Raw genomic sequence first — 14,946 nt, 5'->3', positions numbered from 1 at the left:
CCTGTGACTTCTCCAACTTGATAGCATGTCAGGATGAATACCGTACTTATTAGCGATCATCTTAACTGTATCTGTGGTGTCTAACGACTCTTGAACGACTTTTATTTTAAATTCGAGGGAATATCTACGCTGTGACTTTACTTTCATGATTACTGACTCCAAAAAGGTGTCTACTTTTATGGAGTCAGATCATCGCATCTCTCACCTCGCATCTCGCACCTCGTATCTCGGATCACTCTTTAACCAAGTCTTGGATCAGCCATTTACTAGCTTTATAAAAATACAGATCACGCATTTACCAGCCTAAGAATTTTAGATCAGGATTTAACTACCTCCGCCGTATAAGCCTTAATTTAGGGCCTATTGCCTTATTACAGCCTATAGAATGGTTAAAATTGGCTCATATAAATGGTAATTTAATGTTGTTTTGTAGAATCTAGCGATTTACAAACCGATTTTTTATTAACTCACTCAAGCCATAAACCGATTTTTTACCAACTCAACACCCTTACAAACCAAAATTTTACTAACTGAAGCTAGGTTTCTAGCGGCACAAACCGATTTTTTACTAACTCAAGTTACTGATTTTGGCTATAAACCGATTTTTTACTAACTGCTTTTGGATTAATGTCCGATATTTGAGAAATGTATGTAAGGAGTTACTCATATTTTGACTGTAAAGGGGGTTTACAGAAAAGAGAGCTGTCAGCTATCAGATTGAAATTCAAAAGTTAGAAAATAGCAGCAGGTTTATCCCGCGTTATGGTTTATATATGGCGCGGCATAAAGCCGCACCTAAACTATTGCTCGCAACCCGCAACTACTTACTATGTTTATCAAACCACCATTGAATATAGGCGACTTTGGTCATCAGGTTTGATGGGCGCGCGGTAATACGATGTGAGGCATTAGGAATACGCACCATCGCTGTATCAACGCCTTGAAGCTTTAACGCTTGGTAAAATTGCTCGGTTTCAGAAATCGGCGTGCGATAGTCTGATTCACCAGTTAACAGCATAGTGGGTGTTTTTACATTGCCCACATAGCTAATTGGAGAGCGCTTCATATAATGCTCAATGTTGTCCCATGGTTTACCTGGGAACCAATAGTCAGCAAAGAAAGGGTAGAAATCAGCAGTTAGTACAAAGCTGATCCAATTGATAACAGGTTTAGCAACAACAGCGGCTGCAAAGCGGTCTGTATGACCCACAATCCATGCAGTTAAAACACCGCCACCTGAACCGCCGGTGACAAACAACTTACTCTCATCAATAAAGCCCTTATTGATGACAGCATCAACACCTGTCATTAAGTCATCAAAGTCATTACTTGGGTAGTTATGATGAATTGTTTGCGCGAATTCTTTACCGTATGAGTCACTGCCGCGTGGGTTCATATACAGCACAACATTCCCTTTGGCTGCGTATAATTGTACTTCAGGGCTAAAGTGAGGGCCGTAGTTTGCAACAGGACCGCCGTGGATCTCTAAAACAAGTGGATACTTTTTGTTTTTATCAAAGCCCGGCGGGTAAGCAATCCAACCTTGAATAGCCAAGCCATCGTGGCTTGATTTAACCCAAATTTCTTCAACCTTAGCCAGCTCTTTGTCGCCCAGCGCATCTTCGTTTAATTGTGTTAAACGCGCCGTTTTACCACGCTTAATTAATGCTACATCTGCTGGACGTTGGGTATCTGCAAGTGTGAATGCAACTTCACCATCTTCGCTCACATCAAAGTCACCACCTGAATATGGGCGACCAAAGGCGACACTACCAATCTGTGAGGTAATCACCTTATGTTTACCACTACGCGGCTGATAAGCTAGGTGTGTTTTACCTTCACTATCGTAGCTAAAATAAAGACCTCTGCCGCTATCATCCCATTTAATATCTTCGACACTACGGTCTAAATCAGCAGTGAGTACCGAGGTTTTACCTGATTTTAAATCAAGTAAATAAATGTCGTTATTTTCATAGTTAGTTTTTTTGTCGTCGTAACCTGTGTATGCTAGATAACGACCATTTGGCGAGACTTTAGGGCGTGAATCTGGGCCTTTACGGTCTGTTATTTGGGTAATTGAACGATCCGCTAAGCTAAGTTTATAGATTTCAGATTCAGTTGGGTGTAATTCATTGTCTTCATAGCGATTAGCCGAAAAATAAAACGCATCGCCTTGTTCGTTAAAGCTAATAGCACCACCATGATCAAAATCACCAGAACTCAATTGACGTGCATTGCCGCCCGTTGCACTGATGATAAAAAAGTGACGATAACCTTTTTCAGAGTAGCCACCGCCATCGGCACGGTAATAGGTATCGTCAATATATTTAGCTGGCTCTGCCCACTTAGCGCCTTCAGGCTTGCCCGGTAAAGACACTGGGCTTGCTGATTTTGCTGGCACAAACTGGCTAAACACCAATTGTTTGCCATCTGGCGTCCAAGTTAATCCGCCAGGGCTTTGCGTTAGGTTACTAATTTTTGCTACGTTACCGGTTTTTAACCATTTTACATAGATTTGGCTGCTACCATCTCGGGTAGAAATAAACGCTAAACGAGTTTCATCTGGTGACAATACCGGAGAGTAATCCATATGCACGCCAGACGTTAGCGGTAGCATGGTTTTACCATCTGGGTTTACTGACCAAATATTACTGACTTTACGGTCGCTTTTAATATCCATGCGATTACGCACAAAGTAAATTGTATCGCCATTTTTTGTCATTTCTATTTGGTTGGCGTATTCAAGATCAAAAACATTTTCAAGTTGAAAGGTATTGCTAGCTCCTGCATGGCTGTAAAAGCTGGCTGCTGCAAGCAGTGCTAAAGACGTTTTAAACTTCATTTTATTTCCTTGTTAGTGAGCAGAAATTAGGGCGTGTTAACCTGTTATAAAGTAACAACCATCAGAAATATAGTCCATTGCGATGAATGGAGAAATCAATAGACAGATGGTCATTTCCCTTTTATGTTGAGTACAGACACTTTTAAACGTAAGGAGCACACAATGATAGGTTACATCATGTTAGGCACTAACAACCTAGCTAAAGCAGTAAAGTATTACGATGAATTGTTCGCCACTCTAAGCGCCGAGCGCTTTTTAGAAACTGACCGCTTTGTGGCATGGAGCACAGGCCAAGATAAGCCCGGTTTTGCGGTTACCAAACCTTATAACGATGAAAAAGCCACAGTAGGTAACGGCACTATGATTGCTCTGGCAGTCGACACCCCAGCCCAAGTAGATGCCTTTTATAAAAAAGCCATAGAACTAGGTGGCACAGATGAAGGTGCCCCCGGCCCACGCGAAATGCCCGGCTTTTATGCGGGATACTTTAGAGACTTAGACGGTAACAAACTTAATGTGTTTTGTTTTACGCATGGGTGAGGGGAGTGAGCGAGGGAAAGTGAGCTGTAAACTTTCAGCCGTCAGCTATCAGATTGAAAGTTAACAGGCGCTAGGCTCTAGGAAACAGGGCCTAGCTTATGTAGCTTTATGCCGCGTAACTCTTAACTCTTCTTTGCGCTATGCTCACATGGCACGCCAGTAACATCGCATACCTACCGGCTCTTCGCGCGAAATAAATTTCACGCCTACAAGAAAATTGTAGGGTAATCTTAAGCTGTGATTAGGAAGTTGTTGTTCGGCGCTAAAGCACCTCCTACCTCACATCTCGGTCCTCGCATTTCGCACCTCGAATCTCATACTTCGCACCTTAAAAACACACATCACAATACGGTTGTATTTATTTTAGGAAATAGTTGTCTTTTTCACTATTTATTGGTGGAAATATCAACTATGCTTTTGCGTGAATAATCCATTTTATTGATTTATATGAGGTTATATTGTTGGTTCGATAATTGCTCCAGACTTTTTACCAACACTTTTAAAGGAAATAAAAATGAAAAATACACTAACGCTTACCCTTCTTGCTGTACTGCTTTTGGTTCTGTATTCACAGTTCACAGAATTAGCCTATAAATTTGGTTTTGCTGAGCTCAAACTAAATGCGGTTTTGGAAAACAGTGAACATATGAAAGTAAAGTGTGATGCATACTCACTAGGCTTTTTTGATGAAATAAAACTTCAAAATAAATTTCAAAAATGCATCAACGATTATGAAGCCAAAGGCTACGAAATCGTGAGCAGAACAGACCAATAATCGTTTCTTGTAGGCGCCATGCTTGCATGGCGCGCCGCTGCATCGCACAGCTGCCAGCGCTTCGCGCGAAATAAATTTCACGCCTACAAAAACTGATGGCTGACGGCTGAAAGCTGACAGCTAGTTCCCCTACCAACTTCCGCTTATTTTCATTACACTGCGCCAATACAAAAATAATTATAAAATTGAGAATAATCATGACGTCGAAACTTTTTAAACCTCTTGCTTGTGTATTTGCACTGAGCCTTGTGGGCTGTGGTGGAGGTGAGGTGTTTACTGCACCTGCAAGTAGTGAATTTGCCCATGGCAATGAGTTACTAAATGCCACGGCGCTTAGTGAGGATGCCAGTCACGCGTTAGTGGCAACCCAATCTGAGGTGTGCGTTTGGGATAATCAGTTAAAAGCGCGTTTGTACGATTGTATAACAGGGCAGGGCGCTGAACATGTTGAGCTTGTGGGCTTTAGCGCTAACAAATCTCGTTTTTTCATTTCAAATCGATTATCGGTGACTTTATACAATACTCGCACTGGGCGTAGTATTGGTACTTGGCTCACCGGGCAAGAAATCGCAAGAGACATCGCTATTTCAGCCGTAGGCGATATGTTGGTTATCGCTTATCGTAGCGGCAAGGCTGAGGTAATAAATACTCGCACAGGTGATACTAAGCGTTTTGATATTCATCGCTTAGATATTAATAGCGTGGCGTTATCGGCTGATGGGCAGTGGGCGTTTACCGGCTCAAGCGACAAGTACGTTAAGCTTTGGTCAACAAGTGATGGCAGCACTCGCTTTGAAGAGCGTTTAGCGACTAGAGTGAATCACGTTACTTTAAATAAAACAGCAAGCTTGGGCTTTGCAATTGACTCGGTTGATGATCGTGTATTCTTTGATTTAGCCAATAAAAAAGAGTTATCAGAAGTGGCCTCATACTCTAACTTTATTGAGTTCACCGCATCGCAATTTATTAATCGAGATAAATGGCTATTAACTGGGTCGCCAAAAATGAAGATGCGTTTATATCGCGTTGCAGATGGTGAACTAATCGCTGAGTACGAAGCTAAACAACAGCGCCAGCGAACGTCAGTACTGAGTGTGGCTTACGATGGTAAGCAGCTATATTCAGAAACCAGTGACGGCCTATTGCAAGCTTGGCCTTATAAAGCAAATAAAAGCTAAAACAAAAACGCCTACTTGCAGTAGGCGTTTGTTTTTGAGTCCGATTAAATTAGTAATCAAACTTATGCTTGGTAAACAAGCTTTGCACTTGTTGCCAAACTGCACCAGGCTTACCATCGCCAACTAACTTGCCATTTACTTTTACAACTGGGCCAACTTCTTTAGTGGCGCTAGTGATCCATACTTCGTCGGCATCAAGTAACTCGTCTTTACTAATAATGCGCTCTTGCACTTTAAAGTTACTGTAACTGTGAAGAATATTGAGGATTAACCAGCGGGTGATCCCCGGTAAAATTTGGTTATCAAGTGGTGGCGTACTGATCACACCATCTTTAACAATAAACACATTACTTGAACTAGCTTCGGTAATTTCTTCTAAGCGGTTAAATAGAATAGTTTCTTTGTTGCCCGCTGCTGCACCGTGCTGGTAATGGATCACGTTGCCAAGCAGTGCCGTTGATTTTATATGGCAACGTTGCCAGCGACGGTCTTGCTCAAGTGATACGGTGTAAGTTGTTGCATTGTCGATATCGCTTTTTGGCTCTGCCGGAATTTCAAAAGCAAATGCAAATACGGTCGGGGTAATATTAGTTGGGTAGCCGTGGGCTCGTTTAGTGTCGGCGCCGCGGCTAACGTGCAAATAAATCCCTAGATTATCACCTTGGTTTTTCTCGCATAAATCATTACAGATTTTACGCCACCTATCGGCACTGTAATCGAGCTTAATTTCAAGTTCGTTTAAACCGTTATTCATACGCTCAATATGTGCGCCAAAGCCAAGCATTTTGCCTTGGTATGATGGGATCACTTCATAGATGCCATCGCCAAATAAGAAGCCGCGATCCATGGGTGAAATCTTTGCTTCATCAGCGCCAAGGTATTCACCGTTTAGGTATACCGTGCCCATTGTTAAACCTCATTCTCTGTCGTAAAGCCGCCAAGTTGGCGAAGCCGAGTTATTAATTGTTGACCATGCATTGCATGCAGGCCGTCTTCGGTGAGCTCATTTTTATGGGTGACGCCATCGACACTACCGCGCTCACTTAGGTAATGTAAAATGTTGAGTGGCTCAATATCAGCCAACAAATCAGTGTTATGCCAGCGACTTAAAAAGGCAATGAGTCCGTATGCTGCCCAGTTAGATACATCGGCGAGTAACAGCTCATCACAGGTTGTTAAACAAGGAGTGATGTTTAGCGCTTGCATATGCTGTGCAAGGTTACCCATGCCTATTTCGTTACCGCCATCACCAATCGCTATGGTGGGGCAAGGTGCTTCTGTCACAAAAAAATCAAAGCAGCCGCAATGCTCCGAAATATCAATACCGCGCATATTATAATAACGCTGATGCTCGTTAAGCCCCGGGCGTTCTATTGATAAAACACACTCAGGTTTTAGCTGCGCAAGGGCTTTAATGCTAAAAGTGTGTGCATTATCAATGCTATTTATAGGTAGCTCAAAACAGTTAAAGTCATTTTTCAGGGCACTGTAAAGGGGGTTGCCAGTAACCAAAATAGGCTGTTTACCAAGCTTTTCGAGTACCTTGTAAAGTGCAATTGCACCAACCGGACCATCGGTTTCGAAAGTATTGTTAACCGCAAAGCCAGTACCTATCAACACAGTGCCTTGTGCTTTATAAAGATGTTTTGCCGCGCGTAAATACGTCCCCGTTAGTTGTTTTGCGTATAAATGCTGCATACCACGCGGGTTTTGTTCAACCATCATGGTTTCAATTTGTTGGCTGAGCGCTGCGTCGCTTAGACTTGCTGACATAGTGCTTTGATCTCTTGAATGAGTGCAATACCCGCTTCATTATCGCCATGTACACACAGGCTGTCGGCATTAAGTGCCAGCTGCTGACCACTTCGTGTTGTAACTGTGCCATGTGCAACTAACTGTTTTACCTGTGCCATTAACGCCGGTTTGTCGTGTACACTGCCGGCTAAAGAGCGCGCAACAAGTTTTCCTTCGTCTGTGTATTGGCGGTCGGCAAACGCTTCTAAAATGAGTTCTAGTTCAAGCTCTTTTGCTTGTACTTTGTGTTTGGCAGCTTGGTTGGTAGCTAAAATCATTAATTTTAATGGCTTTGCATAACTTGCCACTGCGCGCATGACAATATTCAGCGTTTGCTCGTCACTCATCATGTCGTTATACAATGCGCCATGTGGCTTAACGTATTCGAGCGTTAAACCATGTACTGCGGCCATACCATCAATTGCAGCAATTTGATAATGCAGGCAATTGGTCAGCTCTTTTTCGCTCATTGCCATTGAGCGGCGACCAAAGCCTTGCTTATCTGGGTAACTTGGGTGCGCGCCAACCATTATTTTGTGCTGCTTGGCGAGGGCTAGGGTGTTTGCCATCACATCGGCATCGCCAGCATGAAAGCCACAAGCAATGTTTGCCATATCAATATGTGGCATAACTTGCTCATCTAAGCCCATTTTCCACATGCCATAGCTTTCGCCAAGGTCACAGTTTAGTTTCATCGTCATTTATAACGCTGCCATTTTACTATTTGGAATATCAGTGATCAGCATGTGTCCTGGACTATGCGTGATACAAAAATCAGGAGCCGCGTTGGCAATCGCGACTTGTGGAGTAACACCACAGGCCCAAAATACGGGCACTTCGCCTTCTTTAATGGTCACCGCATCACCAAACTCAGGTTTGTTAATATCTTTAATGCCAATTGCAGCAGGGTCGCCAAAATGCACTGGCGCACCATGTACACTTGGAAAGCGGCTGCAAATTTGGATAGCGCGAATGGCATCGGCAGGTTTCATCGGGCGCATACTCACAACCATATTGGCGTGAAAAATTCCCGCACTCTGACACGCCATATTAGTCACATACATAGGCACATTCTTTTGCTCGCTGATGTTTCTGATTTCAAGACCTGCGGCAATCAGCGCTTCTTCAAATGAGAACGAGCAACCAATTAAAAAGGTGACTAAATCGTCGCGCCAGTGACGGGTAATATCGGTTACTTCTTCAACCATTTGGCCATGTTTGAAGACGCGGTAACGAGGTAAATCGCTACGAATATCAATGTCTTCACCAACACTTGGCATATCGGCAACGCCCGGTAAGCGACTAGAGGCAATAATTGGGCACGATTTTGGGTTTGCTTGACTAAACTGCAAAAAATCAAACGCGTACTGTTTGGGTAAAATGACTAAATTAGCCTGCACAAAGCCCGGTGCAAAGCCCGATGTATTACCACTGTAATCTCCTGCGCGAACCATTTTTCGTATAGCTGCGGGAGTGGTTAATGATGCATTTTTTTGCATATACCGATCCTTACCAAATGCTTAACTGATAGTTTTACAATAACACTCAGTTCAGATCATTAATAGTAACGGGTAGCTGTCCTTTTGCAGGAGCTTTTCCTAGTAATACTTTTGCCAGCGCTGTGAAAGCTGGCCCTGCAATTTTCTCATCAGTATCTACATCAATATTGTAAGCATAAGTAGCAAGTACAGCGTCGCTAAATTTCCCGAATTGGGCAATATCGTAAGGGGCACGTAAGCTTACAAATATAGTCTTCTTATGGGCTAATTTTGCTTGTTTTAGCAATGACTCTAATGCCGCAGATTGGTCGGCTTTAGCAATTGCAAACTCCGGGTTGTCAGCTAAGTCATCCATCCCACCGACTTCAACAGCACTTTGTTTTGGTGACGCATTGGCGGCAATGATTATATCCGATTCGTTAATTTCTTTTAATGTTGCAAGCGGCTCATAACCTTGCAAACTTGTGCAGCTAAAGCTGATTAACTTATCGGTGTTGTCAATTAACGCCTGCTGCAGAGCATAGCATTTACGGGTATCTGGCATAATAATATGCACTTTGCTGCCCGATTTAATGCTAAGCGGTAGAGTGCTTTTCTCGTTTTTCACTTCGGTGATAGCAGCTAATGCTAATTCGGCTTCTACTTTTCTATGGCTTTGATCACCGAGTAAAAGCTGCGCTTTTTTGATGGCTGCTTTGTCATCAAGCAACGAAGTGAGCTTAAACTTTTCTTTAAGTTTTAAAATGCGTGTAGCAGAAGCACTCATTTCGTTGGCATTTAACGTGCCGCGTTGTACTTCTTGTTCTAATCGCTCAATCAGGGCTTCAAGCACAGCTAAGTCTTTAGGGCTTCTGATTTCGATTGGCATCAGGGCAATATCAACACCCGCTGCAAAGGTATTTACTACCGCTTCAATTGGTTCAAAAAAGTGGCTGATCCCGGCCATATCGAGGGCATCTGTGATCACCACACCTTGATAACCAAGTTCATTACGTAATAAGTCGGTGATGATTTTTCGCGACATAGTCGCAGGTTTGATCATGGTTTTGCCTTCTTTACTGACAAACGTGCTGTCATCAAGGGCTGGGTATTGGATATGTGCAGTCATGATCATACCCGGTTGTTGGTTTTTAATAATTTCTTTAAAAGGGGGTAAGTCTTGCTGCCAAATGGTTTCTTTATCATGCATTACTTTTGGCAGGCCAGTGTGGCTATCTACATTGGTATCGCCATGCCCCGGAAAGTGCTTTAACGATGAAATAACGCCGTTGTTTTCGAACCCTGCCACTTGGGCACCACCTAGTTTTGCAACCAATTGCGGATCTTCACCGTAAGAGCGCACGTTAATAACTGGGTTATCTGGGTTCATGTTTACATCAACCGTGGGTGCATAGTTAACATTAACACCCAGTGCCAATAGCTCGTCGGCAATAATGCGGGCAGACTCAGTCGCGAAGTGGGTGCCATGTTCTTTATAGGTCGCGCCAATCGACATGTTACCGGTAAACGACGTACCAACATCACGAGGAATTCGGGCTACTCGGCCACCTTCTTGGTCTATCGAAATAAACAGCGGTAAGCCTAACTCTGACTTAGCAGCGGCTTTTTGTAGGTCATTATTAAGTTTGATCACTTGCGGCACGGTATCGATATTTTCTGCAAATAAAATCACCCCGCCAATATTATGTTTAGTGATGATATTCGCTAAATCGGCCGGCAGCTCTGTCACCGGTGTACGGCATTTTTGTTCACCCGGGTCTTGCTCGCAGTAATAACGTAGGTCAAGCATGAGCTTTTGCCCTAACTGTTGTTTTAAAGTTAATGCAGACTCAGCAAATGATGATTGTAATGGCATGAAACATCCTAATCCGATAACCAGTGACGATAGTGCAAACTTATTTAACACAGCAAGCTCCAAAGCAAAACGCTTATTTAGTTTTTAGAATAAATTATTCTTGATGTTAATGGGTTTTTAAATATAAATACAGTATTTTTTTGCTACCCTAGCGGTTTTTGAGTCCGACTGCAAAAAGCTAAGTTAGATCACCAAATAGGGCTAATAGGCTTAAACAACCAAACCTTTATACTGATAAAAACCTTGGCAAGTTGATAATTTATCAATTTAATGGGTCGCTTTTTAGTACAATTTAAAGTAATAATATATTCCATAATCATCAGCGTAAATATGACAAGCCTGGGGGCGAGATGGCTTTAACTCGATTGCACGCATTTAAACAGCAAATTAAACCTTTTTTACCAGAGTCTGCATTAATAGAAGATTACTCGCGCCGTTATGCGTACGGAACAGACGCCAGCTTTTATCGATTAATCCCTGAGTTAATTGTATTAGTGAGCAATCAAAATCAAGCCCGGCAAGTGATCATTGCTGCCAACGAGCAACAGGTTCCCATTACTTTTCGCGCCGCCGGAACGAGTTTATCTGGGCAAGCAATTACCGATTCGGTATTAGTTTTATTGTGCGATAGTTGGAGCAAGTTTGAAATCCTTGATGACGCCGAGGCAATACGCTTACAACCGGCGATCATTGGTGCTCGAGTAAATCAAGTATTAGCCCCGTTTGGTAAAAAAATTGGCCCTGATCCCGCTTCAATTAATAGCTGCAAAATAGCCGGAATGGCGGCAAATAATTCATCGGGCATGTGTTGTGGGGTGGCGCAAAACAGCTATCACACAGTAAAAGATATGACCCTCATTTTTGCCGATGGCACTGTGCTAGATACGGCTGATAGCCAAAGCTGTAATGCCTTTTTACAAAGCCATAGTCTTTGGGTTGATGAGCTAATGAGCCTTGTTGATAGGGTAAAGCAAAACCCCGATTTGAGTGAGCGCATCGCACATAAATACCGTTTAAAAAATACCACGGGTTATGGTTTAAATGCACTGCTGGATTTTTCTGATCCAATCGAAATCATTAAGCACTTAATTATCGGCTCTGAAGGCACCTTAGCTTTTATCGCCGATATCACTTACCACACCGTGGTTGAGCATAAGTACAAACACACAGGTTTCTTTATTTTTGATGACATTAGCAAGGTGTGTGAGCTGGTGCAAAGGCTGAGTGGAGTTGATGTTGCGGCCGTTGAGCTGCTAGATAAACGTGCCCTGATGTCGGTATCTGAGCATGCCATAATGCCAAAAGAAGTGGCCAGCTACCCTGAGCAGTCAGCGGCACTGTTAATCGAGTTAAGAGCTGAAAATGCACAGGCTCTCGATGTGCTCACTAAGGTCACCGAACAACTTCTTGCTGAGTTTAAGCAAAGCCAACTGGCAGCGATTGAGTTTTCAGCAGACAGCGCCCGTAATACGGCACTTTGGAATATCCGCAAAGGCACCTTTCCTGCGGTTGGCGCAGTGCGCGAAACTGGCACTACTGTGATTATTGAAGATGTTGCCTTTGCTCTTGATAAATTAGCTGAGGGCGTAAATGCGCTGCATCAATTATTTATCAAATATGGTTATGATGAAGCCATTATTTTTGGGCATGCCCTTGCCGGAAATCTGCATTTTGTATTCACCCAAGCTTTCGATACACCAGAGCAAGTAAGCCGATACGAACAATTTATGGCTGATGTGGCGAACTTAGTGGCGGTTGAACTAAAAGGGTCATTAAAAGCTGAGCATGGTACTGGGCGTAACATGGCACCGTTTGTTGCCACCGAATGGGGAGACGATGGCTTTGCGGTGATGGTTGCGCTTAAAGCATTATTCGATAAACAAAATATTCTTAACCCTGGGGTTATTATAAATCACGACAAAAATGCTCACACTCAGCATTTAAAAGTCATGCCAAAAAGTGATGATATTATCGATACCTGTATTGAATGTGGTTTTTGCGAAGTTGTTTGCCCGTCAAAAGGGCTTAGCTTAACACCGAGGCAGCGTATTACTTTATGGCGACACCGCACCGAGTTACACAATCAATTGCTAACAACCGAAGATTTAGCAAGCAGGCAGAAGTTAAATCAAAAGCTCAGTGTTATCGAGGCCGACTTTAAATACTTAGGTATTGATTCATGCGCGGCAACGGGCCTTTGTGGCCTTAAATGCCCGGTGGGAATAAACACGGGCGAATTTATAAAATCGCTCAGAGCAGAGCAAGCCTCATCGAACAAAGTTGCGCGATCATTATCACGCTTTGCTAGCAAGCATTTTGCGGTTGTTGCTACGGGTACACGGTTTGGTTTAACTGTGATGCAGGTGCTCGAAAAAGCAATCGGCAGCAGTAAGCTAAGAAGCCTAAGCAAGCCTGCCAATAAGTTGCTTGGTACACCGCTGTATTACTCGGCATGGCCAAGAGCTGAGCAACCAATTAATAAGCAATTCAAGCAGCTCCAACAAACGAAAAAGTTGGTGTATATGCCAAGCTGCGCAAGCCGGATTTTTGCCCCCGATAAGTTTGCCGATGATAAGCGCCCACTGCTAGATGTTATCTATTCACTCGCAGCTAAAGCAGGCTATGAAGTGCTACTTCCGCAACAAGTAGATTCACTTTGTTGCGGTATGCCATTTGCTAGCAAAGGCTTTAATGAAGAGTCTAAAAATAAAAGTGAGCAGTTACTTACTGAGCTCGAGGTGCTTTCAAATAATGGCCAATATCCCATTGTTTTTGATGCCAGCCCTTGTGCACTTACTACTTTTAATGCCGCACAAAATACAGCACTCAAAATTTATGAAAGTGCTGACTTTGCAGCCCAGCATTTACTGCCTAATTTGCAGGTAACCCCCGTAAATGAGCCCGTGATGCTCCATGTTACTTGTAGTTCTAAGCGATTAGGTAAAGAGCAAAACCTAGTATCACTTGCCAAGGCATGTAGTAATGAGGTGATTATTCCAGCTGATATTGAGTGTTGTGGTTTTGCAGGTGATAAGGGCTTTAACTTGCCAGAACTCAATGGCAATGCGTTAAAAACCCTTAAACAACAAGTACCAAAAAATTGTAATCGCGGCGTGTCTAATAGCCATAGTTGCGAAATTGGTTTAACTGAACACAGTGGCATTAGTTATCAATCAATTTTGTATCTACTCGATCAGCAAAGCCATGCAATAAAACAGGCTTAATTGCTAATTTGATGAGCCAGTTGCTGACTGGCTCATCTATTTTTTAAAGCTTACACTTTCCAAAAAATGCCTTTGCGGTAGCAGCCGTACATCACACCATAAGACACCATTAAAAACAGCAGTGAAAAGCTAAATGAAGCGAGGTGATCATTGCTGAACACTAATTGTATTAAGCCATAAATACTGCCTTTTAAACTGCTATCGCCGAGTGGGATCATAATTAATAGCCGTGCAAACACGCCCGAAAACATAAAAAATAATATCGCATTCGCACCAAATACAATAAACGGAGCGCCCCAACTACGCAGCTTATAAATATCTAAAATAGCACTGCACAGTGCATAGAAAATCGCTGCAAGCCCTGAGCTGAGTAGCACATAGCTCGGCGTCCATAAGGCTTTATTGATAGGTGTTATTAGTGCAATCGCATAGCCAGCAATAACGGCTAATGTGCCCAGTAAGATAAGTGTACGGGCTTGTTTTTTAAGGTCGGGTTGCTTAGTTAAATAAACCGCAGCCAATATGCCGCTTAGCGCACTTGCAATGGCAGGCAGTGTTGAGAACAGTCCTTCAGGGTCAAATGGCAGTGGCTTAGCATTGGCATAATACAGGTGTTGACTACCAAGTACGGTATTGTCTATGAAGGCACTTAAGTTATTGCCATGTAACCATAAACCACTCACTACCTCGCCGTTTGGCAAGGTATACGGGATATAAAGCATGGCAGCGCCGTAAAACAATAAAAGAGTGATGCAAGTTATGGCTATTTTCTTAGGTGATAAATAAAGATAACAACACAGAGCTACTAAATAGACCAAACCGATACGTTGCAGCACGCCTAACACGCGCAGCTGCAATAACTTGTCATCAACCCAGCTAAAAGAAGGGTCTCGAAAGTTGTAATAAAACAAGGCTAAAAACCAACCGAGGGCAATGAGTTTAATGGTACGAATAACCCCTGCTTTTAGTATGTGTTGATCACTGACCCCTTTAGCACGCAGGCTATTTACTGAAAGCGTGATAGACATGCCGACGATAAAAATAAAAAACGGAAAAATTAAATCGGTAGGTGTCCAACCATGCCAGTCAGCATGCTTTAAAGGCCAATACATAGCCCCCCAGCTGCCAGGGTTATTCACTAATATCATTGCGGTAATAGTCAAACCGCGCATTACATCTAACGCCATCAGGCGATGTGAAGGGAGTTTATTGATGATCGCAGAACTATGTTTAAACATG

Annotated in this window: 12 protein-coding genes; 4 read left to right on the top strand and 8 right to left on the bottom strand. The window is 43.0% G+C overall.

Annotation, left to right across the window (positions count from 1 at the left end):
• Nucleotides 1-147 (bottom strand): transposase (locus CWB80_RS23260; RefSeq protein ID WP_171041561.1); only part of this gene is annotated, 147 nt, incomplete at its 3' end.
• A gap of 673 nt (nt 148-820) precedes the next feature.
• Nucleotides 821-2,842: a S9 family peptidase gene (locus tag CWB80_RS19690; protein WP_138600121.1), complete on the bottom strand. Its 2,022-nt coding sequence runs from the start codon at nt 2,840-2,842 to the stop codon at nt 821-823.
• Nucleotides 2,843-3,004: 162 nt separating this feature from the next.
• Here CWB80_RS19690 and CWB80_RS19685 point away from each other — a divergent pair, with 162 nt between their 5' ends.
• From CWB80_RS19685 to CWB80_RS19675, 3 genes are all read left to right on the top strand, one after another.
• Nucleotides 3,005-3,382 (top strand): VOC family protein, encoded by a 378-nt coding sequence (locus tag CWB80_RS19685; RefSeq protein ID WP_138600122.1) that lies wholly within the window; start codon nt 3,005-3,007, stop codon nt 3,380-3,382.
• Between the two features lie 514 nt (nt 3,383-3,896).
• Nucleotides 3,897-4,157, top strand: a complete 261-nt coding sequence (locus CWB80_RS19680) for a hypothetical protein (RefSeq protein WP_138600123.1) — start codon at nt 3,897-3,899, stop codon at nt 4,155-4,157.
• Between the two features lie 197 nt (nt 4,158-4,354).
• Nucleotides 4,355-5,335, top strand: a complete 981-nt coding sequence (locus CWB80_RS19675) for a WD40 repeat domain-containing protein (protein ID WP_138600124.1) — start codon at nt 4,355-4,357, stop codon at nt 5,333-5,335.
• A 49-nt stretch (nt 5,336-5,384) separates the two neighbouring features.
• Here the strand turns inward: CWB80_RS19675 and CWB80_RS19670 are convergent, their stop codons facing one another.
• From CWB80_RS19670 to CWB80_RS19650, 5 genes are read right to left on the bottom strand one after another with little or no spacing between them, the layout of a single operon-like run.
• Nucleotides 5,385-6,242: an aminotransferase class IV gene (locus tag CWB80_RS19670; RefSeq protein WP_138600125.1), complete on the bottom strand. Its 858-nt coding sequence runs from the start codon at nt 6,240-6,242 to the stop codon at nt 5,385-5,387.
• A 2-nt stretch (nt 6,243-6,244) separates the two neighbouring features.
• Nucleotides 6,245-7,108, bottom strand: a complete 864-nt coding sequence (locus CWB80_RS19665; RefSeq protein ID WP_138600126.1) for a glutamate cyclase domain-containing protein — start codon at nt 7,106-7,108, stop codon at nt 6,245-6,247.
• Nucleotides 7,093-7,824: a 5-oxoprolinase subunit PxpA gene (locus CWB80_RS19660; RefSeq protein ID WP_138600154.1), complete on the bottom strand. Its 732-nt coding sequence runs from the start codon at nt 7,822-7,824 to the stop codon at nt 7,093-7,095. Before CWB80_RS19660 ends, CWB80_RS19665 begins: the two co-directional genes overlap by 16 nt.
• A 6-nt stretch (nt 7,825-7,830) precedes the next feature.
• Nucleotides 7,831-8,628: a putative hydro-lyase gene (locus tag CWB80_RS19655; RefSeq protein WP_054553389.1), complete on the bottom strand. Its 798-nt coding sequence runs from the start codon at nt 8,626-8,628 to the stop codon at nt 7,831-7,833.
• Between the two features lie 46 nt (nt 8,629-8,674).
• A complete protein-coding gene (locus tag CWB80_RS19650; RefSeq protein WP_138600127.1) occupies nt 8,675-10,483 on the bottom strand; it encodes a glycoside hydrolase family 3 protein in 1,809 nt (602 codons plus the stop codon).
• 350 nt (nt 10,484-10,833) lie between these two features.
• Between CWB80_RS19650 and CWB80_RS19645 the strand changes: the two genes are divergently transcribed.
• On the top strand, nt 10,834-13,707 hold the full coding sequence (locus CWB80_RS19645) for an FAD-binding and (Fe-S)-binding domain-containing protein (RefSeq protein ID WP_138600128.1): 2,874 nt from the start codon (nt 10,834-10,836) through the stop codon (nt 13,705-13,707).
• A 50-nt stretch (nt 13,708-13,757) separates the two neighbouring features.
• Here the strand turns inward: CWB80_RS19645 and CWB80_RS19640 are convergent, their stop codons facing one another.
• Entirely contained in the window at nt 13,758-14,945 is a 1,188-nt protein-coding gene (locus CWB80_RS19640; RefSeq protein WP_138600129.1) for an acyltransferase family protein, read from the bottom strand.
• Nucleotide 14,946: the final 1 nt, after the last annotated feature.

Source organism: Pseudoalteromonas sp. S1650 (genome assembly GCF_005887195.1).
Taxonomy (GTDB): domain Bacteria; phylum Pseudomonadota; class Gammaproteobacteria; order Enterobacterales; family Alteromonadaceae; genus Pseudoalteromonas; species Pseudoalteromonas simplex.
This window is presented reverse-complemented; position numbering and strand designations above follow the sequence as displayed.

What these genes read in the sequence shown, in the direction of transcription:
- CWB80_RS19670 (WP_138600125.1), bottom strand. Translation starts at nt 6,242, where the DNA reads ATGGGCACGGTATACCTAAACGGTGAATACCTTGGCGCTGATGAAGCA.
- CWB80_RS19665 (WP_138600126.1), bottom strand. Translation starts at nt 7,108, where the DNA reads ATGTCAGCAAGTCTAAGCGACGCAGCGCTCAGCCAACAAATTGAAACC.
- CWB80_RS19655 (WP_054553389.1), bottom strand. Translation starts at nt 8,628, where the DNA reads ATGCAAAAAAATGCATCATTAACCACTCCCGCAGCTATACGAAAAATG.
- CWB80_RS19650 (WP_138600127.1), bottom strand. Translation starts at nt 10,483, where the DNA reads ATGCCATTACAATCATCATTTGCTGAGTCTGCATTAACTTTAAAACAA.
- CWB80_RS19640 (WP_138600129.1), bottom strand. Translation starts at nt 14,945, where the DNA reads ATGTTTAAACATAGTTCTGCGATCATCAATAAACTCCCTTCACATCGC.
- CWB80_RS19680 (WP_138600123.1), top strand. Translation starts at nt 3,897, where the DNA reads ATGAAAAATACACTAACGCTTACCCTTCTTGCTGTACTGCTTTTGGTT.
- CWB80_RS19675 (WP_138600124.1), top strand. Translation starts at nt 4,355, where the DNA reads ATGACGTCGAAACTTTTTAAACCTCTTGCTTGTGTATTTGCACTGAGC.
- CWB80_RS19645 (WP_138600128.1), top strand. Translation starts at nt 10,834, where the DNA reads ATGGCTTTAACTCGATTGCACGCATTTAAACAGCAAATTAAACCTTTT.
- CWB80_RS19685 (WP_138600122.1), top strand. Translation starts at nt 3,005, where the DNA reads ATGATAGGTTACATCATGTTAGGCACTAACAACCTAGCTAAAGCAGTA.
- CWB80_RS19660 (WP_138600154.1), bottom strand. Translation starts at nt 7,824, where the DNA reads ATGAAACTAAACTGTGACCTTGGCGAAAGCTATGGCATGTGGAAAATG.
- CWB80_RS19690 (WP_138600121.1), bottom strand. Translation starts at nt 2,842, where the DNA reads ATGAAGTTTAAAACGTCTTTAGCACTGCTTGCAGCAGCCAGCTTTTAC.